General features: G+C 46.5%; 25 protein-coding genes. 12 read left to right on the forward strand and 13 right to left on the reverse strand.

The window, feature by feature from the left end; all coding sequences use genetic code 11:
* Nucleotides 1-22 precede the first annotated feature (22 nt).
* From PHI47_RS07525 to PHI47_RS07565, 9 genes are all read left to right on the forward strand, one after another.
* Complete coding sequence (locus tag PHI47_RS07525) at nucleotides 23-1,858, forward strand: TonB-dependent receptor (protein ID WP_299935685.1); 1,836 nt, start codon at nucleotides 23-25, stop codon at nucleotides 1,856-1,858.
* Nucleotides 1,859-1,995: 137 nt separating this feature from the next.
* The gene (locus PHI47_RS07530; protein ID WP_299935687.1) at nucleotides 1,996-2,223 is read left to right on the forward strand and encodes a TonB-dependent receptor; all 228 of its coding nucleotides are present in this window, start codon (nucleotides 1,996-1,998) and stop codon (nucleotides 2,221-2,223) included.
* A gap of 9 nt (nucleotides 2,224-2,232) precedes the next feature.
* Complete coding sequence (locus tag PHI47_RS07535; protein ID WP_299935689.1) at nucleotides 2,233-3,051, forward strand: hypothetical protein; 819 nt, start codon at nucleotides 2,233-2,235, stop codon at nucleotides 3,049-3,051.
* Entirely contained in the window at nucleotides 3,044-4,045 is a 1,002-nt protein-coding gene (locus PHI47_RS07540; protein WP_299935691.1) for a 4Fe-4S binding protein, read from the forward strand. Before PHI47_RS07535 ends, PHI47_RS07540 begins: the two co-directional genes overlap by 8 nt.
* 4 nt (nucleotides 4,046-4,049) lie before the next feature.
* Nucleotides 4,050-4,697, forward strand: a complete 648-nt coding sequence (locus PHI47_RS07545) for a sulfite exporter TauE/SafE family protein (protein WP_299935693.1) — start codon at nucleotides 4,050-4,052, stop codon at nucleotides 4,695-4,697.
* On the forward strand, nucleotides 4,694-5,377 hold the full coding sequence (locus PHI47_RS07550; protein WP_299935696.1) for a TonB family protein: 684 nt from the start codon (nucleotides 4,694-4,696) through the stop codon (nucleotides 5,375-5,377). Before PHI47_RS07545 ends, PHI47_RS07550 begins: the two co-directional genes overlap by 4 nt.
* Nucleotides 5,378-5,453: 76 nt before the next feature.
* Complete coding sequence (locus PHI47_RS07555) at nucleotides 5,454-6,446, forward strand: hypothetical protein (RefSeq protein ID WP_299935698.1); 993 nt, start codon at nucleotides 5,454-5,456, stop codon at nucleotides 6,444-6,446.
* Nucleotides 6,446-6,847 carry a hypothetical protein gene (locus tag PHI47_RS07560; RefSeq protein ID WP_299935701.1) on the forward strand — a complete coding sequence of 134 codons (402 nt, stop codon included), beginning with the start codon at nucleotides 6,446-6,448 and terminating at the stop codon, nucleotides 6,845-6,847. The genes PHI47_RS07555 and PHI47_RS07560 overlap by 1 nt, the downstream gene beginning before the upstream one ends.
* Nucleotides 6,837-8,351 (forward strand): HD domain-containing phosphohydrolase, encoded by a 1,515-nt coding sequence (locus PHI47_RS07565; RefSeq protein ID WP_299935704.1) that lies wholly within the window; start codon nucleotides 6,837-6,839, stop codon nucleotides 8,349-8,351. Before PHI47_RS07560 ends, PHI47_RS07565 begins: the two co-directional genes overlap by 11 nt.
* A gap of 7 nt (nucleotides 8,352-8,358) precedes the next feature.
* Here the strand turns inward: PHI47_RS07565 and PHI47_RS07570 are convergent, their stop codons facing one another.
* Nucleotides 8,359-8,904: a cytochrome b/b6 domain-containing protein gene (locus PHI47_RS07570; protein ID WP_299935706.1), complete on the reverse strand. Its 546-nt coding sequence runs from the start codon at nucleotides 8,902-8,904 to the stop codon at nucleotides 8,359-8,361.
* A gap of 148 nt (nucleotides 8,905-9,052) precedes the next feature.
* On the opposite strand from PHI47_RS07570, the gene PHI47_RS07575 reads away from it, so the two are divergent.
* The gene (locus PHI47_RS07575; protein WP_299935709.1) at nucleotides 9,053-10,321 is read left to right on the forward strand and encodes a 3-isopropylmalate dehydratase large subunit; all 1,269 of its coding nucleotides are present in this window, start codon (nucleotides 9,053-9,055) and stop codon (nucleotides 10,319-10,321) included.
* A 15-nt stretch (nucleotides 10,322-10,336) separates the two neighbouring features.
* On the opposite strand, the gene PHI47_RS07580 is transcribed toward PHI47_RS07575, so the two are convergent.
* The 3 genes from PHI47_RS07580 to PHI47_RS07590 all read right to left on the reverse strand — a co-directional run bounded on the left by PHI47_RS07580 (nucleotide 10,337) and on the right by PHI47_RS07590 (nucleotide 12,007).
* On the reverse strand, nucleotides 10,337-10,699 hold the full coding sequence (locus PHI47_RS07580) for a HepT-like ribonuclease domain-containing protein (RefSeq protein ID WP_299935711.1): 363 nt from the start codon (nucleotides 10,697-10,699) through the stop codon (nucleotides 10,337-10,339).
* Complete coding sequence (locus PHI47_RS07585) at nucleotides 10,689-11,006, reverse strand: nucleotidyltransferase domain-containing protein (protein WP_299935714.1); 318 nt, start codon at nucleotides 11,004-11,006, stop codon at nucleotides 10,689-10,691. Before PHI47_RS07585 ends, PHI47_RS07580 begins: the two co-directional genes overlap by 11 nt.
* Nucleotides 11,007-11,119: 113 nt before the next feature.
* Nucleotides 11,120-12,007, reverse strand: a complete 888-nt coding sequence (locus tag PHI47_RS07590) for a neutral zinc metallopeptidase (protein WP_299935717.1) — start codon at nucleotides 12,005-12,007, stop codon at nucleotides 11,120-11,122.
* A 192-nt stretch (nucleotides 12,008-12,199) separates the two neighbouring features.
* On the opposite strand from PHI47_RS07590, the gene PHI47_RS07595 reads away from it, so the two are divergent.
* Nucleotides 12,200-13,429 carry a YjgN family protein gene (locus PHI47_RS07595; protein ID WP_299935720.1) on the forward strand — a complete coding sequence of 410 codons (1,230 nt, stop codon included), beginning with the start codon at nucleotides 12,200-12,202 and terminating at the stop codon, nucleotides 13,427-13,429.
* Nucleotides 13,429-14,439, forward strand: a complete 1,011-nt coding sequence (locus PHI47_RS07600; RefSeq protein ID WP_299935723.1) for a M48 family metallopeptidase — start codon at nucleotides 13,429-13,431, stop codon at nucleotides 14,437-14,439. The genes PHI47_RS07595 and PHI47_RS07600 overlap by 1 nt, the downstream gene beginning before the upstream one ends.
* Before the next feature lie 21 nt (nucleotides 14,440-14,460).
* Here PHI47_RS07600 and PHI47_RS07605 read toward each other — a convergent pair whose 3' ends face one another.
* From PHI47_RS07605 to PHI47_RS07645, 9 genes are read right to left on the reverse strand one after another with little or no spacing between them, the layout of a single operon-like run.
* Nucleotides 14,461-15,933 (reverse strand): YiiX/YebB-like N1pC/P60 family cysteine hydrolase, encoded by a 1,473-nt coding sequence (locus tag PHI47_RS07605; protein WP_299935726.1) that lies wholly within the window; start codon nucleotides 15,931-15,933, stop codon nucleotides 14,461-14,463.
* A complete protein-coding gene (locus PHI47_RS07610; protein WP_299935729.1) occupies nucleotides 15,923-17,197 on the reverse strand; it encodes an MFS transporter in 1,275 nt (424 codons plus the stop codon). Before PHI47_RS07610 ends, PHI47_RS07605 begins: the two co-directional genes overlap by 11 nt.
* Nucleotides 17,194-19,323: a bifunctional acyl-ACP--phospholipid O-acyltransferase/long-chain-fatty-acid--ACP ligase gene (gene aas / locus PHI47_RS07615; protein ID WP_299935731.1), complete on the reverse strand. Its 2,130-nt coding sequence runs from the start codon at nucleotides 19,321-19,323 to the stop codon at nucleotides 17,194-17,196. The genes PHI47_RS07610 and aas overlap by 4 nt, the downstream gene beginning before the upstream one ends.
* The gene (locus tag PHI47_RS07620) at nucleotides 19,316-19,633 is read right to left on the reverse strand and encodes a metalloregulator ArsR/SmtB family transcription factor (protein ID WP_299935734.1); all 318 of its coding nucleotides are present in this window, start codon (nucleotides 19,631-19,633) and stop codon (nucleotides 19,316-19,318) included. Before PHI47_RS07620 ends, aas begins: the two co-directional genes overlap by 8 nt.
* Nucleotides 19,630-20,619: an amidohydrolase family protein gene (locus tag PHI47_RS07625; RefSeq protein ID WP_299935736.1), complete on the reverse strand. Its 990-nt coding sequence runs from the start codon at nucleotides 20,617-20,619 to the stop codon at nucleotides 19,630-19,632. The genes PHI47_RS07620 and PHI47_RS07625 overlap by 4 nt, the downstream gene beginning before the upstream one ends.
* A gap of 55 nt (nucleotides 20,620-20,674) precedes the next feature.
* Nucleotides 20,675-21,061: a hypothetical protein gene (locus tag PHI47_RS07630; protein ID WP_299935738.1), complete on the reverse strand. Its 387-nt coding sequence runs from the start codon at nucleotides 21,059-21,061 to the stop codon at nucleotides 20,675-20,677.
* Entirely contained in the window at nucleotides 21,058-21,678 is a 621-nt protein-coding gene (locus PHI47_RS07635; RefSeq protein WP_299935740.1) for a lysophospholipid acyltransferase family protein, read from the reverse strand. The genes PHI47_RS07630 and PHI47_RS07635 overlap by 4 nt, the downstream gene beginning before the upstream one ends.
* A gap of 9 nt (nucleotides 21,679-21,687) precedes the next feature.
* On the reverse strand, nucleotides 21,688-22,626 hold the full coding sequence (locus PHI47_RS07640) for a phosphatidate cytidylyltransferase (protein WP_299935742.1): 939 nt from the start codon (nucleotides 22,624-22,626) through the stop codon (nucleotides 21,688-21,690).
* Nucleotides 22,623-23,222 carry a CDP-alcohol phosphatidyltransferase family protein gene (locus tag PHI47_RS07645; protein WP_299935745.1) on the reverse strand — a complete coding sequence of 200 codons (600 nt, stop codon included), beginning with the start codon at nucleotides 23,220-23,222 and terminating at the stop codon, nucleotides 22,623-22,625. The genes PHI47_RS07640 and PHI47_RS07645 overlap by 4 nt, the downstream gene beginning before the upstream one ends.
* Nucleotides 23,223-23,333: the final 111 nt, after the last annotated feature.

Consider the following 23,333-nt stretch of genomic DNA (forward strand, 5'->3'; position numbering starts at 1 on the left):
GCACAAAACTTAAGGAAATGCGATGTCCAAACCCCGCCGAATCTCTCACAGTATCCTACTGTCAACACTCCTTGCAACAACGTGTTTTGCAAGTGAAGACCTCGGAATCATCGGTATTGATTCCACCACAATCGATGATCGGTTTCACTCTTCTCGAACCGAAGTATCACCTACTGCTACCATTGACGGTCAAAAGGTAGATGATGCCCACGTTGAAAATATTCAACAGGTTTTGCAAAGTATTCCGGGGATGACAACCGAGGTAACCTCGGGAGACAGTATCAAAATCCATATTCGAGGAGTTGAAAATCAACGCTATATGGGAGAAAAACCTGGGGTTGCCGTTGTCATTGACGGAGTTCCGGTATTTGAGCGAACCGGATCAGTCAACATAGATCTCGATGATATCGCCTCTATCAAAGTAATCAAAGGGGGAGCTTCGTATCTCTTCGGGGATGACGCGCTTGCCGGAGCCGTCATCATCACGACTAAAAAGGGGACGGCAAACAAATCGACAATTTCTACCGAGATAGGGAGTTTTGGATATCACAAACTCTTAGCCGAAACTTCCCTTTCCAAAGATTCCTACAATGCACGCATTCAGGCAAGTGAGAGAAAAAGCGACGGATATTGGGCTAATTCAGGATATACGGCGCAATACGTAGACGGTAAAATACAATATTACATTGACGACTCCAGTGACCTTACCTTCGGCGCTGAAGCTTCAAAGCGCAAAAAAGACTCCCACGGAACGGTTGGCGGTGTTATCCAAGCACTTAACGATCCCAAAAGTATCTCGACAGGAACCGATGGCGGGGGTCGTGATTATGCTAGGATGTTCGATGTCGATCTACTGAAACTCTATTTAACGTACAGCAAAGATTTTGGTAACAACTCCAATCTTCTCATTAATGCATACCAATACGGTGACGATACGACCTTTGATTCAGGGCCCCAAAAATACAGTTCGACCGGAGCGGTTGTTATCGCAGATGATGCTTACACCACACTCAATGATTACCACCAGATTCAACGGGGATTAAAAAGCGAATACCGCAGTTCAGGAGACTATCTCGCTTATCTTCTCGGTGCGGATCTGCGCAACAATACTTATAAAAACAAAACGTCGTATTTGGTCGATTTCAAAACCAGTGCATTCTCTCCTACCATCTACCATGCAGGTACTATTACAGGGGATAACAAAACAACAGAAGCGGTTTATGCTCCCTATGCAGAGATCAAAGTCCCTCTAGGCGAGGCAACTACGCTGACCCTTAACGGACGTTATGACAACATCCAGCTCGACTATACCAATTACTTAAACCCTGGTGACCTCCAAAAAGATTTTAATGTCTACTCTCACCGTATCGGTGTGTCACATAACCTTACCCCGAATACGACCCTCTTTATGAGCCGTTCGACCGGATTTCGCGCCCCATCCATCGATCAGCTCTTCAACGGAACCATCACCCCGTCTTCTAAAGTGCAAAGCAACCCTGATTTGAAACCCGAGCAATCGGTCGATTACGATTTGGGAATAAGAGGAACTATTCCAACTGTCGATAATACATTAACCTACGAAGCCACCCTCTTTTGGCTCGATCGTAAAAACTATATCATGTCCTCTATCGGACAATATGCTGCAGCTACGACAACCCATCCTGAACAGTACGAAAATATCGGCGGAATGCGTAGCAAAGGGGTAGAACTCTCTCTCTCAAAAGCGATGCCAAAAAAACTTTCTCCTTTGATCTCGCCTATACCTATCTCGATTCCTACTTTACACAGTATGAAAATTTTTACCTCGGGCTTGGGAGTCCGTATGCTCCGGGCTTTACGCAGGTACATTACAACCTGACCGGAAATGAAATTCCACGTACCTCACGCCATACTTTAAACCTGACCGGCAATATCAATGTTTCACCTCAAACACTTATCTCTACCGAACTGACCGCGAGATCAAACTACTACGCCGATGAGCTCAATCAGCTCAAAATGCCGGGTTATAGCGTCGTTAATCTTTTGGTAAATCACACTGAAAAGTACAACGGTTACAAAGTCGATATGTTTGCCCGTGTCAATAACTTTTTTGACAAATACTATTACAACACCGTCCGAAGCAGCGGCGATCGTGACTACAACCACATCTACGATCAAGAAGACCTCTCTATCACCGTCAATCAAGGTCGTGAATTTACTGTGGGCTTGTCCGTCAAATTTTAAAGGGATCTCATGAAAAAAATACTATTGCCACTCCTGTTCACCGCTACCCTTTGGGGATACGGGGACGGAGTTATTTATTGGGCTCCACATGTTTCTCATGGAGGTGAGCATTCTCATGGTAAACACGGGGGACACGGTATGGGCGAAGCCACTATGCTTCATGCCATGAATTGTGATGGGAATAGCTCTGTTATTCTGATCAAACCAGATTTGTCCAAAGAAGATCTGAACCTCAGCGACACGACGCTCAATCTCCCTAAAACCTCTGTTGGCGGTTATTATGCCCTCGTCCTCAATCGCCACACCGATAACCAAGTCGATAGTGCTATCCGTTACCTATCCCAACAAGGGCGTCCGAGCAAAGTCTCTCCGACAAAACTGACCGCACTCCCTAAAACAGATTTGGAGATTGTCCCTAATCCATTGCACCGCGAACATGATCGCTATACCGCATCCAAAAAATATCGATTTCTCTTAACGTTTCAGGGCAAACCGCTCTCCAATACACCGATCACTCTGGAAACGAAAAATGCCTCTGTTGTGAACTATACCACCGATGAAACAGGCGCAGTGACGATCACTTTTCCGAACGATTTTAAAGAGGTATCAAGTGTTAAAGAAGAAAACAAGCCTTCCGAATTTCTCCTCAAAACCCGCTACCAAGATGGAGAGTTAGTCTATGTTACTACCCTCTCAATGCCCTATTCGCTCAACCCGAATGATTACTGGCAATCCCAAAAGTACGGTGCAGGTGCCGTATTTATCGGTTTCCTAGGGGGATTGCTCCTCTATCGCCGCAGCAAAAAAACAGGAGTATCCCGTGGATAAACTATTGACCGTGACCGCCCTTCGACGGATTGTTCAACTTACCGCATTTGTTTTTTTCGTCTACGGTGCGATGATTTTTACCACGTTCTATACCGGAGACAAACTGACCCAAAGTCTCCCTGCTCTCTCATGTGCGTATGACATGAAAGGGGGAGACTTCTGTACTCTCATCCCATTACAGCATCAGATGGATCACCGCGTATCAAGCATTTTCACCCAAGGCGAAAAAGTGTTGCCGGCACTCATGGGAACCCTCATCACCCTCGGAACCGTCGCCGTTCTCATCCTCATCCTCAACAAAGCGTTTTGCGGTTGGCTCTGTCCGCTCGGATTTTTTCAGGACGTTTTCACGATGATCGGAACCAAGCTGGGACTTATCCAACTCGGAAGCCTTTCACGTGAAACAGTGAATAAAATCCGCCCGATCAAATGGTTTGTCTTCCTCTTTTTAGTGTTGATTCTCCCTCTTTTAACGGGGATCGGCTTTCTAGGGCACGAATGGGGCAATCCTTACTGCTCTATCTGCCCTAGCCGTATTATGACGACAACCATAACCGGAGACATGTCACAGGTTTATATCTCTCAGGCTAACTGGGGATATTTTGCCCTCTCCCTCATCGCCGATCTGATGTTCGGTTTGATGGTTGCCCTTGCCCTCTTCGTCCGTCAACCGTTTTGCCGTATCTGTCCTATGCTGCCGATGCAAACCTTGTTTAAAAAAATCGGCTTGTTACGCCTCGTCAAAAATGGCGATTCACACTGCGAATCGTGCGGTAACTGCGTCAAAGCATGCCCTATGGATATTTATGAGATTCAAGACCAAGCCGAAAACAAAAATATCACCCACGCGGATTGTACCCTCTGCGGACGATGTGTCGAATTTTGTCCGCATGATGGAATAATGAATTTCAAATACGGTCCGTTTACCATCCTCTCTTCTTCCAAAGAAGGGTTTAAAAAACGAACTAAAATAGACAAATGGTGGAAAGCATAAATCGATGGAAATGATGACTCTCCTTTCCCTTTTTATTGTCGCCCTCTCCTATGGGGCAACCGCTTGTATGCTCACCTGCATGCCGTTGCTCTCACCGATTCTTTTGGCAAACAGCGCAACACGGCAGCAAAGCTTGAAAGTTCTCCTCCCGATCAGTCTGGGACGGATCAGCGGCTATATTTTCCTCTCCCTCATCGCCTATCTCGGTGCAAGCATGATTAAAACACTCATAAGCGACACGACGTTGATGGGGTATCTCCTCGGCAGTGTTACCCTTATCCTCGCCTGGCGCTTGTGGTTTTCGCTGAGAGATTCGGCGTCTTGTTGCAACACTTCACCCGATGCACCGCAAGGCAACATAGCCCTATTTATGGCGGGAATGTTCCTCTCTATGTCGATATGCGCACCGGTTGTCACCATGATGACGCTCAGCGCCACAACTACTTCTATCGGATGGGCGATTGCTTATGGATTAGCCTTTGGGTTGGGTGCGACACTGTTGTGGTTTCTCTTTTTTTCAGTGGTTCTTACTCAGGTACTCAAAGAGAGTCTGAAACATCTCTCACACTATCGAAATGTTTTACAACACTTAGCTCCCCTTCTCCTCGCAGGGGTCGGCATTGCAATTTTTAAAGGATGGATACACTTATGATGACAACAGCACGCAAATCGTTTCTCCTCTCACTCATGTTTCATTCCCTAATGGGATCATTGGCTTTTATGGTCTTGGTACAGATGCGTACTCCCCCACCCATGCTGAAAATTCAGCTTCAACATATGACGCTTGTCTCCCTATCCGATTCAAAACCTATTCCGAAGCGAGCGGAAATTTCCGAACCGACACCCGCAATCACACCGCCACAACCAACCCCGATAAAACCGTTGGTTACACAGCCGATTGTTCCCACAAAAGCCATCAATCCACAACCGATTGCCCCATCCGTTCAAGCCGCACCGACTACTCTAGCGACTCCGACACCTATCGTCACAACCGCTCCAGTAGCAGACGTTACCCCTCCCCCTAAAGCAAAAATCAATACCGCCTCTGAACTGCAATCGTTTAAGGCCTCTTTACGAACCAAGATCAAACAAAATCTCCGTTATCCCTCAGCCGCACGACGCAGAGGGATGGAAGGGGAAGTATCGGTTCGGTTTACCGTATTTGCGGATGGTTCGATTCGTGAGATAGCAGTTCGACAGGGAGAAGATATTTTTCACAATGCGGCAAAAGCGGCAGTCGCTTCAAGCTCAGGGATTGATGTTCCTAAAAGTCTCACAGAATCTTTACCGATGGAGATGGATCTAATCTTGGAATTTAAACTAAACAGCTGAAGTTCAAAGCAAATCTTATTTGAGATTATGATACGATAAAAGCAATTTAAAAAGATTCAGTCATTGAGGATTGTATGTGTATCTTAGATTTTTAGCCCTCTATCTCGTAGTTTTAACCTCATCGGTCCATGCAGCCCCATACGAATTCGGTCATGGATTTAATCTCCATGATTCTTTGACGGCAGGCGGCTATATCTCCACTGAGTTTGCATCCGATCAACAAGTTGACACCGTTACTATTGATGATGTCGCCGTTATGGCATACGGTAATATCGGGTCCAATTTTTCATATTTGGCTGAACTCGAAGCGATCGGTTTTTATCATAAAAATATTACCGACGGTGATGAAGGAGGGAGTCAAAAATTTCATATTGAACGTTTATACGGGGATATCTGGTTATCCGACACCTTTAATTTTCGTTTGGGAAAACAAATAGCTCCGATAGGATATTGGAATCTTGAACCGATTAATGTCTTACGAGACACCACATCCAATCCTCTTTACAGTACTATTTTATTCCCAAAATTTTTGACCGGTATCGACATGAACGGCTACCTGCCTCAAAGCGGTACAACCCGTTATCATCTCTTCGGCCAAGCAACCCACGATATGGATGAGGAGTATATTAATATTCCCAACACCCATTTTTACGGATTATCACTCGAGCATGAGCTCTCCATGGAGACGAGTTTCGGGGGAAGCATCGGGGAATTTATCGCATTAAAATCGGATGAAAAAACGCAGTTTTTGCAAGGAAATGCAAAATACGATAACGGTTCTCTCCTGCTAAGCGCCGAAGCCATCGCAGCTAAAACCAACTATCAAAATTCAAAAAGCGACGTTACCCTCAGCGGATATCTTCAAAGCGTCTACCATTTTTCAAACGAGCACGCTATCGTAGGGCGTTACGAGTATTACGATGATCAGCATCGCGACTATCGAGACCACATTGGCATTTTCGGCTACAGCTACCGTCCCATCTATCCTATCTCTATCAAAGGGGAATATCAGTGGCATTCTCAAGAGAATGAAAACCGCACTTTACTCTCCTTTTCGGTCTTGTTTTGATGAAAAAATTTATACTGATTTGCTTGCTTTTCGAAAGTTTCAACGCATCTGAATTCAGTATCGTGGTCTCTAAAAAAGTCACCCTTTCGGAAATCACACCCCAGCAAATACGGGATATTTTTTTGATGAAACGCCATGCCATCGGAAATCAAAAAATCATTCCCGTTAATCTGCTCGGGCAAGATATCTCCCGTGTCACCTTTGAAAATGAAATTTTAAAAATGGATCGCGACCATTTAAATACCTATTGGGTAAAACAACATTTCCAAGGGATCACCCCTCCGATTACCCAACCTTCTCACGAGTCCATCAAAGCATTTGTTCAAAATGTCGAAGGAGCCATCAGCTATATCCCTTCAGCCATGGTTGATTCGAATGTAAAGGTTATTTATGAGTTTTAAACTCAAAACCATTCTTCTTTTTTTAGCTGTTAGTCTGATCCCCTACGCGCTCACCATGTTTCTCGTCGGAAATTCGTTTCGTCAGGAACTCTACGATGCCGTTACGCAGGAGATGAACACACAGCTTCACTTGAGTGTTGAGCGAATCGATCAGCATCTGCTAACGTTGCACAACGATATGACATTCCTGGCAAAATCGGACATCATGAACGATGTTTACACCCAAGATTTAGATCGGCGTATCAGCAATACCCTGCTCTCGAAAAAAAACGATCTCAAAATGGAGGGGGATTTTTATCTTACCGACACTCAAGGAAAGATTATTGCCTCCAGCGATTTTAGTACGATTGGAAAGACAAACCGTTTCAAAGCTTTTTTGAGGGTTAACGTCTATTCCACATTCTCGACCCAACCGATCGGAACACTCCAAGTACGTTATCCGGTAGAAAACTTTCAACGCTTTTTTGCCAATACCCAACAAAGACATTATTATATTCGCCATGCCGATGGAACGACATCACTACGCCCTTCTCTTTTTCAGGATTCGCTCAAAGTCTCCAAAGCACTTAAAAATGCTCCTCAACTCACCGTCATATTGGAAGAGCAAAAAGAATTTGCGTATCGTCTCTTATACAAATACGAACTATGGTTTATCCTCTTCTTGCTCGGCGGTGCGGTTTTTATTGCACTGGCCGCTTATTTCATTGCGACGCATTTGATCAAACCGATCATTACCCTCTCCAACACGGCTAAGAAAATTACCCGTACGCGCGACTACACCCAGCAAGTACACATCAAACGAGACGATGAAATCGGAGAGCTTTCACGATCGTTCAATACTATGATCAGCGGGATGGATCACGCCTTAAACGAAATCACCGGGCTTAACCAAGAGATTGAAGAAACCCAAAGGGAAGTTGTCTTTACGATGGGTTCTATCGGGGAAAGCCGCTCAAAAGAGACAGGAAATCACGTCAAAAGGGTTGCCGAATATTCGAAACTCCTAGCCCTCTATTATGGGCTCAGCGACGAAGAAGCGGAAATGCTCAAACAAGCTTCTCCGATGCATGATATTGGAAAAGTGGCTATCCCGGATGCCGTTTTAAATAAGCCGGGACGCTTCGATGAAGAAGAACGGCGTATCATGGATACGCATGCCTCTCTCGGATACGAGATGCTCAAACACTCAAACAGAACATTGCTCCAAGCTGCAGCGATCGTCGCGTATGAACATCATGAGAAATGGAACGGAAGCGGCTATCCACGAAGACTAAGCGGTGAAGAGATCCATATTTACGGACGAATCACAGCGTTAGCCGATGTGTTCGATGCACTCGGAAGCGACCGTGTTTACAAAAAAGCGTGGGATGATGAGCGTATTTTCACCCTCTTCAAAGAGGAACGGGCACAACACTTCGATCCCAAACTTATCGATATCTTTTTTGAGCATTTGGATGAATTTATCGCGATTCGTGAAACATTTAAAGATATTCACGAATCCTAAAGCGATTTTACTTTCCGTTGATCATCCGCGAAACCAAACCGCTTTGATCTGTCTTTTCAGCCAATACAACGCCGATAATATGAACGGCTATAAATGCAAAAAGCCCCCATCCAACATATTGATGCACCATCTCGATGTTCTCTTTGGCCCCCCCTGCAAGCTTGAGGTACAAGATTAAACCGCTAATCGACATCCCCGCCAAGAGTACATAAACAGCCTTATAAAGGCGATATACCTTTTGCATCTGCGGATTATCATCAAATCCGAATCCGTTTTTAAAGACCATGGCCAACCGTACCAGCAACAAAACTGCCACTGCAATTCCCAGATAAATATGCCAATCCCACATCGGTGAACGCACCGCTTTTCCAATCATAACCGCCTGTTCATCCGTAATAACGGTTCCTAGTTCAGCTACTTTGGTTTGAACAATCACCCCGATATTGTTTTTGTGCATCACACTTTCTCGTAACACAACCGTGATCAGTAATCCGAACATAGCGATTGCATTGAGCCAATGCCAAATTCTAAAAGATGGCGAAAAATTACGCATAACTACTCCTTTTATTTTAATACACCCATCTTACAGAAATATACTATATATTTCAAACCCCCCAATCAAAGATCAACTATATCCGAAAACGATAAGACTCACTATGGTATAATCGCGCCATTATTTAGACCCTTAAAAGGTAACTCTTATGCGCCAAACCATTACTGAAAAAATCTTCTCCGAGCACGTCGGACGTACTGTTTATGCCGGTGAAATCGTCCGTTCACCGATTGACATGGTCATCGGAAACGACATCACCACCCCGATCTCAATCAAAGCATTCGAAGACTCGGGCGCGACCTGCCTTGCCAATCCCGATGGGTTCTCGATCGTTTTGGATCACTTCATCCCTGCCAAAGATATCGCATCCGCGAACCAAGCGCGCATCAGCCGTGATTTTGCTAAAAAATATCAGATGAAAAACTTTTTTGATGAAAAAGACATGGGGATCGAACACGCATTGCTCCCTGAAAAAGGGTTGGTCGTTCCGGGAGATGTCATCATCGGTGCTGATTCGCACACCTGTACCCATGGAGCGCTCGGAGCATTTTCTACAGGGATGGGTTCAACTGACCTCGCATTCGCGATGGTAACAGGAGGAAACTGGTTCAAAGTCCCTGAATCTATCAAAGTAGTATTGAGCGGAAAACCGGGAACTTACACCACAGGAAAAGATATTATCCTCGAAGTTATCCGTATGATCGGGGTTGACGGAGCACTTTACCGCACTCTCGAATTCGTCGGAAGCACGATCCCCTACCTCACAATGGATGATCGTTTCAGTATGTGCAACATGGCGATCGAAGCGGGAGCAAAAAGCGGTATCGTCGCGTATGATGAGATCACGGCAGAGTTCCTAGCCGATAAACCTCTCGCACGTGAGCCGAAAATCCACTATTCCGACGAGGATGCAACCTATGTCCAAGTATTGGAAATCGATGTAGCTAACCTCGAACCGGTCATTGCTTATCCATTCTTGCCATCCAACGGGCACAGCCTAACCCAAGCGGTCAGCGATAACATCAAAATCGATCAGGCATTCATCGGAAGCTGTACAAATGGTCGTTTGAGTGATCTTAAAATCGCCGCTGAAATCCTAGAGGGCAAACGTGTCCATCCGGACGTCCGTTTGATCGTCACTCCGGGAACACAGCGTATCGCACGTGAAGCCACCAAACTCGGATATATGGATATTATCATCGATGCGGGCGGCGTTGTCTCTAACCCGACCTGCGGTGCCTGTTTGGGCGGCTATATGGGAATATTGGGTGATAACGAAGTGGCAGTCGCGACAACCAACCGTAACTTCGTCGGACGCATGGGTTCACGCTCATCAAAAGTCTATCTCGCCAACTCTGCCGTTGCCGCAGCTTCGGCGATTACGGGATATATTACCGATCCTGCTACGATCAAATAACCTCTTTCTTCGGGGTTATACTCCCGTATTGCATTCATCCAACATACGGTTGATTTTTTCATGTAAAACCGGAAGGTGATTTCGTGTAATCATTTCAACAAGTCCGAGATCAACCCCCATATAATCATGCGCGATAAAGTTACGTACGTCATAGCTCCCTTTTGCGTCTGTTTCCAAACCAAACTGCGCTAAAACATCGGTGTCTATTTTGTTGAGGGTTTCTCCGATTTGCAGCCATGCCATCAACATAGCGGGTCGTGCTTCGATTTCATCGGATAATGCGGCGACGATTCCATTATGACGAACGATAATCGTTTGAATATTAGCGAGCATTTTGAGGATAAACTCCGCCTTTGCGCGAATCGAATCAACTGACACGTTTCATATCTCTCAAAATATATTTTTGACCTATCTCATTTAGAGAAGTGAGTGAGATCAAATCGACGGGGAGGGCAATCTCTTTTTCAATTTCACATTTTATCTCTAAGATTTTACTAAAAGAACCGAAACCGCCGTTACGTTCGGCAAACTCGGCAGGATTTGGGATCTCATAGAGCAAATCCAAATCGCTTTTAGCTGTCTCTTCACCTCGTGCATAACTGCCGCTTACACCGATAATGACAAACCCATCTGCACTAAAACGGGATCGAAGCTGTTGGAGTTTTGATTCTAAATCAGCGGTCATTTTTTCCTCATTTCAGATTGCATTGATGGATAATTATAACACAAGAGACGCTTTAGTGATAATTCTAGGTTTTTATAAAGTTTTACTTCTCCAAAATATATATCTTTTTTTGGTTATACCCCCGTATTACACGCTTCCAATGTCCCTTTATCGAATCCCCGTTTAAACCACTCCATCCGCATCGCCGATGTTCCGTGAGTAAATGCATCCGGAACGACATACCCCTGCGCCTGCTTTTGGAGAGTGTCATCGCCGATCTGACTGGCGGCGTTGAGAGCCTCTTCGATGTCTCCCTCTTCGAGTACCGCTCTCTCTTTTTGGGTGTGGTATGCCCACACTCCGGCGTAGCAATCGGCTTGAAGTTCCACTTTTACCTGTAGGGCATTCCCTTTGGTCTTGTTTGATCTTTCTTGGGCGCTGTGTGCCTTATCGAGTATCCCGAGCTGATTTTGGATATGGTGTCCGATCTCATGGGCGATTACGTACGCTTGAGCGAAATCTCCGGGGGCATTGTGACGTTGGGCTAGCTCATCGAAAAAGCTCAGATCCAGATACACTTTTTGATCCACAGGACAGTAAAACGGTCCCACCTGAGCATCGGCATATCCGCAGCCGCTCTTTACACTTCCGCGAAACAGTACTAACTTCGGTTTGGGATACGTTAGCCCTTTTTGTTCAAACATCTTTGTCCAAACCTCTTCCGTTTGCCCTAAAACAGCGGCTACAAACTGTGCACTGCGATCATCATCCGATTGACTAACAACCGTGTTAGTCCGAGTATGGCTTTGCGTATCGAGCAAAGCGAGAGGATTGTATCCCATAAAATACGCCACAATCCCTATAACCAAAACAATCCGCCCGATAGTGGTTCCCATCAAAAAACGGATAATCGGAATGAGCAAATTCGCCCCTCTTCCGCTGCCGAGATTCATCCGTCCTCCAGACCCCTGAGAACGTAAATCTTCGACATTCGTACTTCGTTTTAAATCTTCCCATTTCATAATTGTGTCTCTGTCTTCTTCTTTCTTATTCCAAAATTTTACATCAGGTGCCTATTATTTTACCCGTAATGTCACCAATAACCTATAGAAAATCATACTAAATATTGCTAATTATTAAATGTTATGCAATAATATAAACTATTATATTGAACATCGAAACCCCTATCCCCAGTATAAGTAAGGCAGAACAGAGTGAGTATAGAAACGGGCAATACAACTATCGCAGCAGCACTTCCAAAGGGGCATCAGATAAAACAGCCCATCATTTTTACAGGAACGGGGACGGAATATGCCAAAATATATTTTGTCAATCTAGCACTGAGTATCCTAACGCTGGGTATCTACTCGGCGTGGGCAAAAGTACGCAACAAACGGTACTTTTACGGCAATACAATCTTGGCGCAAAGCAGTTTCGACTACCACGCATCACCGATGCAGATCCTAAAGGGACGGCTGCTTGTTGTAGGGCTGTTTGTTCTTTACAATGTACTCTCCGGCGCTGCTCCGGCAGTAGCCGGAATACTGTTTTTGGGTATTTTTGCTGCCTTGCCTTGGCTGATTTTAAAAGCGACGCAGTTTAATATGCGAAACTCCAGTTATCGCCAGATCCGTTTCGATTTCAAAGGGGACGTTGGCGAAATGTTCGGACTGTATGTGATACTTCCCATAGCATCGATATTTACGCTTTGGCTCGCCTATCCTTATGCGGCATACAAACAAAAGCACTATTTTGCCAACCGTACCCGCTTCGGAAAGAGCGCTTTCTCGTTTGACGGCGGCAGCAAAGAGTTCTTTTTTACCTACTATAAGGCATTACTCGGAGTCATCCTCTTTTTCATTCTGATAGGGTTTCTCATCGGTTCACAACATACCCGGAATTTTGTAGATGGGTTTAAAAAAGGGTTTACGGAAAAATTCGAACAACAGACACACAAACTTCACTATATCGAACCCCAGCCGCAATCGATTCAGATAGAAAATCTGCCGCAACAAGCACAGCAGCCGACACCGACGCAGCCTAAAAGCGATGTCAAAAAAGACCCTAAAACAATAGCATTCGCGCTGGCTTTTATCGCCATAGTTTATGGTGTTATTATTCTTTTCTCACTGGTGGTTATGACCTATATCAACACCCGTTTGACCAATTACATATTTAATAACCTCAAACTCAACTATATGCGCTTTTCATCGCAGATCAGTTATTGGAAACTGATGTGGATCTATCTCACCAATACGATTTTTATATTCCTCACCCTCGGCATTTTCATCCCTTGGGCAAAAGTGCGAGCCGTCAAATACAAACTCAGCTGTATAAGTGTCTATGCCCTCAATCTTGACACTCATATCGCCGCACAGAGTGAGCAAGTCAAAGCCGTCGGCGAAGAGTTCAGCGACTTTTTAGATGTAGATGTCGGATTTTGATGCACGCTTGGATTTACGATTCTCGCAGCTCCTCTAGATTAGAGGCGACGCTTCGCTTTGATGAGACGACGCTTTTTATCGAAAGTGAACACGGCAGTAATACATACGATCTCGCAGCCATCACTTTTTCGCCGCGTCTTGGAAATATGCCGCGATCGATCTACCTGCCCGACAGCCGTGTATGCGAAACGCAAGAGAATGACACAATCGATAATCTCTTAAAACGTATGGGACGAGACCGTTCAAGTAGTCTGCTCCATTTTTTGGAGTCGAAAATACGTTATCTGTTAGCCGCCATTGCTATCACGGCACTCTTTTCCTATCTCTTTATCGTATTCGCTTTGCCTCTCCTCGCAAAAGAAACGGCACAAAAACTTCCGGCTGCTATGGTCTATCGACTCGATGCAAGTACCTTAGCCACTCTCGACAAGACCCTGCTTAAACCCTCTGCCCTTCCTCTAGCGCGGCAAAATGCCCTGCGAGATTATTTTTTACACTACGTCGATGCCACGCAGGAGTGGCCGAAGGTACATATACTCTTTCGTTCAGGTGGAAAAATAGGGGCTAACGCTTTCGCCCTTCCCGATGGTTCTATCGTTTTTACGGACGATCTGATCGCAATGGCAAAAGACGACAAAGAGCTATTGGGCATTTTCTTCCATGAACTCGGCCATGTTCAAAAGCGCCATGCCCTGCAAACCGTATTACAAGACACCGCTTTTTATCTTTTGCTCAGTTCGATTACCGGTGACGTGACGGCGGCAAGCTCCGCCTTTGCACTGTTGCCGACCATGCTGGTAGAGAGCAGTTATTCCCGAAATATGGAACTTGAAGCGGATGATTACTCCTATGAGATGATGCAGCGCAACCATATTGAGCATAAATACTTTGCCACTATCATGACCCGTCTGATGCAAGATACAAACGAAAGCAATACAAGCGTTATGCGCTATCTCGCCGATCACCCTTTGGCTCAATATCGAATCGATCGGTTTCAAAAAGAGCACTGACAGAAGAAGCAACCGATTATTTTAACGATATTTATTATCAATCCCTACAAGGGTTTGATAGAGCTTTTCCCCTTCATCATTCTCCCCTTTGGCGTACACCTTTTTACCATCATGCGCAAAAAACGTCAATTCCAAAGGGGCATTGGCACTTCCCGAAGCCATTTTGGCGATATCGTCCGGCGATATCGTAAAGCTCGTCAATACCTTCTTCGTCATAAAATCGATTTGCGGATAGGCGACATAGACGAGTTCAGAGCAAACGATTGTCTCGGTAGTGTTGACATTGAAATCAAAGTCGTATTTTTTACCGTAATTGCTCAGTGCGAGATCGAGAGAACCGCGTATCTCATCGGGAGACAAATGACTCGGACGCAGTACTGCAACGTCATCGATATTCATAAAATGCTCAACGCTGTTAAGCACTACCCCTTCGCGAAGCGCTTCGAGGATCACTTTACCCTCTTTGATCTCATCGAGATGACGTTTAATAAACGGCTCGTTCAATGCTCCCAGATCGCGAAGCTGTTCATACGTTCCGATGTAGAGTGCCGCATGACCGAAATGTCCCGGGATCGTCTTATCCGTCAGAGCAAACGGTGTCTTCTCCAGTAATACGTCTCCGGGTTTGAGCTGTGCCGAAAAATCGTCGAGAAACCCTTTGTCTTCACGTAATTTTCCGTTACGCCATCGTACCATCCCCATCGTATTTCCCACTACTTTCGAAAACGTGAATTTGAGTTTTTCAACGGTTGAAAGTGGCAGTTCAGCGGTACGGGAGACGAGTACGCCAACCTGATCGGCAATCTCTTTAAACGCATTGTCTCCGCCCAATGTCGCGCGCATCGGTGAATGGTCAATATAATCATACAGATAGCGGATCGACGGATCGCCTTGCGCGATGTAGAGTGCAATCGTTTTACGATTTTCCTCAAAAAAGCGGATGGCATCAAGCATAGTAGAGCGATAAGTGAGTGCATTTGCTCTCATTAAAGAGTCTTTATAAAAATTCTCGTTCACTCCGTATTCGGGATAGGCTTCATTGAGTTTAGCACGGAGCTCGCTTTTATCGTGAAAATGATCCTCCATAAATCGGGCATTATCATAGAGAGTGAGAGCTGCCGCCATCGAAATCACAATCGATTCGATACGGTCACGATCACCCAATGTTTCATCCGTACGGTACAGTGCATTACGGTAGCGCAAAGCATAAGGGAACAAGCTGGTTCGCACAGCATCGGCTTCGTGGATTGATTTAGCAATTTTCACCGAAAGAGTCGAAGGAAGAGCTCCCTGATGTGCATTAATCGATGTGTCGGCTTCGTCCATAAACGGGAGAATCTTTTCACGTAAATCGAGGGAACGGTGGATAAGATTTTCTACCTCAACGGCATCGTTTTGACGTGCGGTATTGACCAGTTGTTCCAAATCTGTTTCGGCGTGTACGAGGCTAAAAGCAGTTAGGATGATTGAGAGGATGAGGATTCTATACTTCATTTTTTGCCTTTGTGTGGATTATACGTGCGATGATCCCTGCGACAAGTAAGGTTGCAACAGCAATGAGAAGAAAAATATCGGGGATTTTCCAACCATCCCCCAACAATACCATTGTCACAACCGCCCCTGCTACCATAAAAATGGCATTGAGAACATTGTTAGCGGCGATGATACGGGAGCGTGAATAGGGGTCACTTCGTCCTTGCATCAGAGCATAGAGCGGAACACTGTAGAGTCCGCCGAACACCCCAACAAGGGTTAAATCAAAAAGGATATGAAAGAACTGAGGGTTTGTGTAAAGTGTTCCTACCGAGCTGAAGTGTTGTGCAGTGAGGGCAAAATCGATTCCAGACAGCCCCATTCCAATAGCCCCGACCACAATCAAGGAAGGGCGAATAGCGTGGTGACTTAGCCGTTCACAAAGGATAGACCCTGCCCCGATACCGACGGTAAAAAGACTCAGTAACACGGTCACCGTCGTCTCATCTCCCATCAATACCGATTGAACGAATGAGGGAAACTGCGAGAGGAGCAACGCGCCATAAAGCCAAAACCATGATATCGCGAGGATCGCGAGGAATACCATCCGATTTTGGTACGCCAAGCGAAGGGTATTGAGCGTTTGAGAAAAGATATTGATTGAAAAAGCCATCTCAGGAGAAAGAGAGGGAGCCGCGGGGATATAGCGGCTGAAACCGTACCCGATGATGGCTACCGCGATGGAGGCAACTCCGGCAATCACACCGCCGTTTTCTATTCCCGACAGTACCCCTCCGATTAGCGTCCCCAGTAAAATCGCGGCAAATGTCCCCGATTCGACGAGAGCGTTGGCGCTGACCAGCTCATTTTCCCCCATGTGCTGAGGAATGATCGAGTATTTGATAGGACCAAACAGCGTCGAGTGCATCCCCATCCCAAACACGACGATCATGAGGGTGATAAACGAATGGGTTGCAAATCCCGCCGTAGCAATCACCATCAAAAATATTTCCCACACTTTGACGATACGCGCAAGGCGTGCTTTGTCGAATTTATCGGCCAACTCCCCTGCCAATCCCGAAAAGAGGAAAAACGGGAGGATAAATACCGCCCCGATCAACGGAGCGAGAAGTGCTGACGAAATCGATGTCCACTCGGCGGCTTGAAAGGTCAGTAATACTGCGAGGGTATTTTTAAAGAGGTTGTCGTTAAACGCCCCTAAAAATTGCGTTCCGAACAGGGGCGCAAAGCGGTGTGTTTTAAGGAGATAGAGTGGACTGCTCATGCCTCTGCCGCCATCGATTTTAAGGTAACATAGTCGGTTTTACCGGTACCGAGCACGGGAATCACTTCAATATAAACAATTTTTTTAGGTACGGCGATTTCGGGATACCCGCCGGAACGGGCACTTTGTTGGAGGTTATCGCGTTTAAGCTCTTTATCAGTGGTAAAGAGGACGATCGCTTCCCCTCGACTCTCATCACTCACAGATGAAACTGCATGAAAGTGTGCGGGAGAGGTCGTAAATGCGAGCTTTTCGACCGATTCGAGCGAGATCATCTCCCCTGCAATTTTGGCAAATCGTTTTACCCGCCCCGCAATACGGACAAACCCTTGCTCATCGATCGTGACGATATCTCCCGTATCGTACCACCCCGCTCCGGCATCAGAGACAGGTTTTTCTAAGTATCCGGGACGCTCCGAGCGCAAATAGCCGCTCATGACGTTGGCACCTTTGACGTGCAAAATTCCCCCTGCATCAATACCCGGCACAGGAATGAGTTTCGTCTCAATCCCCGGTAAAATCTGCCCCACACTGCCGCTGCGGTACGCCATCGGAGTATTGACAGCAATAACGGGAGCCGTTTCCGTCGCCCCGTACCCCTCGAAAATCCGTATCCCGAATTTCTCAAACCACAACTCTTTGACACTCTCGGAGAGTTTCTCCGCCCCTGCAACAACGTAACGTAAACGATAGAAATCGTACGGATGGGCATGTTTGGCGTAGTTATTTAAAAAGGTACTGGTTCCGAAGAGTATCGTACATGATCGGTCATACGCGATCTCAGGGATAACCCGATAGTGCAGAGGTGAAGGGTATAAAAAGAGTCGTATCCCGCCCAAAATCGGCAAAAGTGTTCCTGCCGTAAGTCCGAAGGAGTGGAAAATCGGGAGAGCGTTAAGCACCTTATCCTCGGTCGAAAAATCGACGATGGCGCGGATTTGAGCGACGTTTGCCAAGATCGCCTCATGCGAGAGTACCACCCCTTTGGGTTTTCCCTCCGAGCCTGAGGTAAAAAGAATAACACACGGTGATGCAGGATCAGATTTTACCCGTACACAATTGGGAAAATAGCGTGCGTACCCCATCAACCAGAACTTATCCATGAATCCCATCTCCTCTTTGAGATCTTCGAGATAGAGGATACGGACATTTTTCAATGCACCCAATTTTAGTTCGAGTTTCGCTTGCTCCACAAACGCTTTAGAGGTGATGATTGTTTTGATCATGGCTCCCTCACACGCGCTTTGCAATCCATCTACTCCGGCGGTAAAGTTGAGCATCGCGGGGGTTCGCCCTTGGGCACTAAGTCCTAAAATCAGGGCCAACGTCGGTACGGCAGTCGGCATCAACACTCCAATCGCCTCACCTGTAATACTGTGACGTGAGATCAATCGTCCCATCCCTAAAGTCATCGTGAGGAGCTGACGATAGGTGTATTCAATCTGTTTCGTGTCTTCGATAATTTGACGTGAAGCACCGTACACCGATACAGCATCGAGAAATGCTCCATACAGATCGTTAGGTCGGCGTGACTCGAAAAGACATTTTTGCAGCAACGACCGCATCGCTTCACCCGCTTTAGTCCGTCTCTCATGGCTACTCCCCCCTTCGCTGATACTCAAACGTGTCGGAGTGCAATAGGTGAGGGTGATTTGCGGGAACCAGCGGGTCGGATGATCACTTCCCATACGCGATAGAGTACTGAACGTCGCTCCCTCGATAATCACGGGGTGAATCGTCGCTTCGGTTTTGACCGTCACGAATGCCGAACCCTCATAAATCTTCATCAGGCTTCCCGTCGTGGTAATCCGCCCCTCAGGGAAAATGACGACAGGCCGACCGCTCTCGACGAGACGGATAATCTGTTTGATCGCCATCGGATTGGCAGGATCGACGACGAGATACTCGCCCAGAGAGAGGAACATCCGTACAAGCGGACGTTTAGCGATTGCGGTATTAACCACAAATACGGGAGATATCGGGAGAAATAGCCCTAAAATCAGCCCGTCTAAAAACGACTGATGGTTGGCGATGATAACCGTATGGTTCTCTTCGCGCCGGAACGCTCCGACCACCTTCACCCGAAATAAAAAGCGGACGATCACATATAAAATCGCTTTAATCATTAGTTTTCCCTTGCAAATAAGTGAGTACATTCCCGAACGTCTTTTCGAGTAACGGTTTATTAATCCAAAACCACACCTCTTTCCCTTTTTTCTCACTCAACAGCACCTCAGCCTGACGTAAAATTTTTAGGTGGTGAGATACGGTTGTACGTGCGAGCGTCGAAGCATCTGAAATCTGTCCGGCAGTAAGCCGCTCATCAGGCTCAAACAACATCAACATCCGCTGGCGGTGTTCATCCCCCAACGCGGTAAAAATATCGGACATCGGTTTCCATTCGGGTGGAAGTACATCGGTATAATTGGTTTTCATGCGGCTGTTCCTAAAATCTTGGTGTAATTGGTATAAATTGGATTGCTTGCGGGGAAATACTCTAAAATCGCTTTGGCATAGCGATCAAACGGGTTCGCTTCGCGGGAGAGGATAAAACGTTTACGATAGGGGAGATCGTAGCTGTTGAACATCGTGCTAAAGGGTACGGGGAAATCGGTTCCAAAGAGGAGTTTATGATGGATGTCGCTCTGTCTGCTCAGATGGCGCAATACTTTTGCCCTCACGGGGGTGAGGAGGGCGCTGATGTCGGCATAGAGATTCGGATAACGCTTGAGCATATCGATGAGGATGTAATACTCGTCGTTAAAATGTTTCGGATTTTTGGAGAGGGCTTTGAATATTTGGCGCGGCTCATACGTGAGTGCCATGTGGGCGCAGATCACCTGAACCCCCGCTTCGAGCGGTTGATCCAGCATCTCGATACTCTCGCACGATTTAAAAGAGTGAACACTGCTCTCACTCCCCACATGGACGATCAGCGGCAGACCGCGCTGTGCGAGTTTGTCGAAATAGGGACGGTAACGCGCTTCGCGGGTATCGACCCCCCAGTAGTTTTGCAAAAACTTTGCTCCCGCAAATCCCGCATCGGCGTAGCGGTCGATGAGATCGAGGGCATCGGGGCGTTTGGGGTTTATGGAGAAAAAGGGGATGATGACATCCTCGTTCCCTCGGTACAACGCCGCTACGTCCTCGTTAGTCGCACACACGGTGATGTCTTTGTGAAGAATTGCTCCCTCTTCATCAACTCGTGCATCGACACCGAAGAGGACGATTTTCTCAATATGCTGTGAACCTCTGACCGATTCGACCAGCGCGCGGGTGTATTCGCCGTAGGGATCGTTCACGAGCGCTTTTGGGTTCATTCCGAACTTTTTGGCGAAAAAACGCAATGCCAATTTGTCGTAAAAACGATCAAACGCAACATCACTGCTGAGGAGGTGGGTATGGATATCGATGGTTTTCATAACTATAATCCTAAAAACTTAAACATATAGACATATTACGGATGATTTGCTGAAATTATTCTGAAATGTTTACAGGTATTTCACCATTAACTAAAAAATCTGCAACTAATGAATAATGATCATTTTCATCTATATACACAGTAATTTGCACAACACACTTTTTAGTATCTTGAACTGTTACCATTTCCAACGGAAACGCGAACTTAGTATTTTTTGGGTATATTTTTGAAAATTCCTTAAAAATATCACTTTTCACAAGAGTGGAAATAGCCTTTTCTTTTATGATATTTACATCATAACTTGATGTGTGCGCGCATTCCATCTCTTGTCCAGGCTTTGCTTGTTCCGCCTGTATAGGCAATGGACTGATAAGTAGAAACAAAATTTTTACTATTCGGAAGTACCACAAAAAATTTCTATTTCGTGTTTTTACTGTTATCATACATCCCTCTCCCCCGCCTTTTTAATAACCTCTTCCAACCGCTCCGTAAACGCTTGGGTATCTTCCTCGCCGATCATCATCGGCTCATTGATATAAACATCGATGATAAAGGGGACGAGTAACGCTTCCCCTTTGGGGAGTACTTTTCCCGCACCGCCGAGATAGATCGGGACAACGCTGATATGGGGAACCATTTTAGCCAAATGGGCGACCCCCGATTTGAATTTGCTCATCTGCTCCGCTTCACCGCGACTCCCCTCGGGGAAGAGGATGATGCTATCTCCCGCTTCGAGGGCTTGACGCACTGATTCGAGGGGATGGGTGTGCGATTTCTCTACCTTTCGGCTAAGCGGGATAATCCCGATGAACTGGGTCGAGAACCACGCGATGAGGCGGTTTTTCATAAAATAATCCGCCGCCGCGACGGGGCGGATGCGGTGGATTTTGCGTAGGGGAAAGAGGCTCATGAGGACAAGAGTATCGAGATGGCTGTTGTGGTTGGCGACGATAATGCAGGGTTTATCGTGACTGAGGTGTTCGCGTCCCCGCACGTGCACTCCAAAGATCAGCAATACCGTAGGACGGACGATGAGGGCGAAAAAGAGCCATTTTAGCATCTCATCATCCTAATAGTAGAGATAGTAGGTGAAATGGAAAAAGAGCGGTGCAGTATAAGTGAGACTATCGACACGATCAAGTATCCCCCCATGCCCCGGCAATAGATGCCCCGAATCTTTTACCCCGATGTCCCGTTTGACCATCGAGATGACGACATCGCCGACGAACCCCGCGCCGCTGATGAGCATCCCCGCCGCGAGCGCTTGAAGCGTCGTAAATGGGGTGAGAAACGAAAATGCCACCGCGAGAGCGCTGAGGGTGATAAATGCCCCCACGAACCCCTCGACGGTTTTGTTGGGGCTTACTTTCGGGACGATTTTATGTTTGCCCAGAGCCTTGCCCCATAGATATTGTAATACATCATTGAGTTCGGTGAGTACGACGAGATAGAGCACCAGCTCTTTTCCCCCGACATCATGTCCCGCCACGGCAGGGAGCGTCATCATATAGGCGAGGTGGCTGAGACCAAAGACGAACATCATCAGCCCCCACTGCACACGGCTCGTGTTCTCTAAAAATCCCTGCGTCTCTCCGATGAGCACCTGACGAAACGGGAGGAGCAAAAAGAGGTAAACGGGTATCCAAATGATAAACATTCCATACCATTGCGCCCCCGCGAACCAGTACTGAAACACGATGGAGAGGTAGGCGTAAAAGATAATCCGACGATCCGTCCGACGGGTCGGGATGAGGGTGAAATACTCTTTGAGGGCGAGATAGCTGATGAGGGCGAAAAAGAACATCGCCACGGTGGTGTTGAGCATCGCGCCGAGTATAAATGCGCCGATAATGATCCACCAAGAGTAGACGCGGTCTTTGAGCTCTTGGGACGTTTTGGTACGAAATATGACCGATACGACGAGGGTAGCAAACGCCAATATCCCTAAAATAATCAGTAAAACGATCCCGCTTTTATCCGAAAAGAGTGTTGTAATCGTCTCTATCATGATTTTAATCCCCGTACAGAGCGTCGAAGCACCGTCCACGCTCCCATTAGGGTCGCGACGATCATAATGAGATCAAACCACCCATCGGGCAAAACTCCCAGCCCAAGAGCCAGAGAGAGGGCACCGATCACAAATGCCCGATCGCTTTTTCCCATCGGTCCATCATAGCGTCTCACTCCGCCGATGAGTGCCCCCAGTACCCCCGCCATCTCGGTGAGGATAGCTATAATGACGAACAGTACAACCCATGTGGCAGAGACTCCCGTAATCAGGGCAAAAGGGAGATAAAGCGCCGCATCCGAGAGGACATCGCTCATTTCATTCAGCATCGCCCCCCCGTCGCTTTTCATATCGTGCTCTTTGGCGAGCATCCCGTCGATCGCGTTGAGCGCCATTCTCACAAACATCACCGCAGGGATGGAGAGCAGTGTCCAAAGTGCACCGTGGGTGAGAGCAACAGCACTTCCCGCGATAAAAGAGAGGAAGAGTGCCGCATAAGTGATTTGATTCGGAATTGCCCCTGCGTTTGCCAGAGCTCCGACTATCGGACGGAGAAAGTTTTGAAATGCGGGTTTGAGATCGTAGATAGTCGCCATTCATGTTCCACTGAGAAGATAGCAGCATTTTAGTATAAAAAACTAAAATTAAGTTATTTTTGTTATTTAATAACTGTCGACATTTCTCAAATTACTACGATTCGCCAACAT

The sequence above is a fragment of the Sulfuricurvum sp. genome, assembly GCF_028713855.1.
Taxonomy (GTDB): Bacteria; Campylobacterota; Campylobacteria; order Campylobacterales; family Sulfurimonadaceae; genus Sulfuricurvum.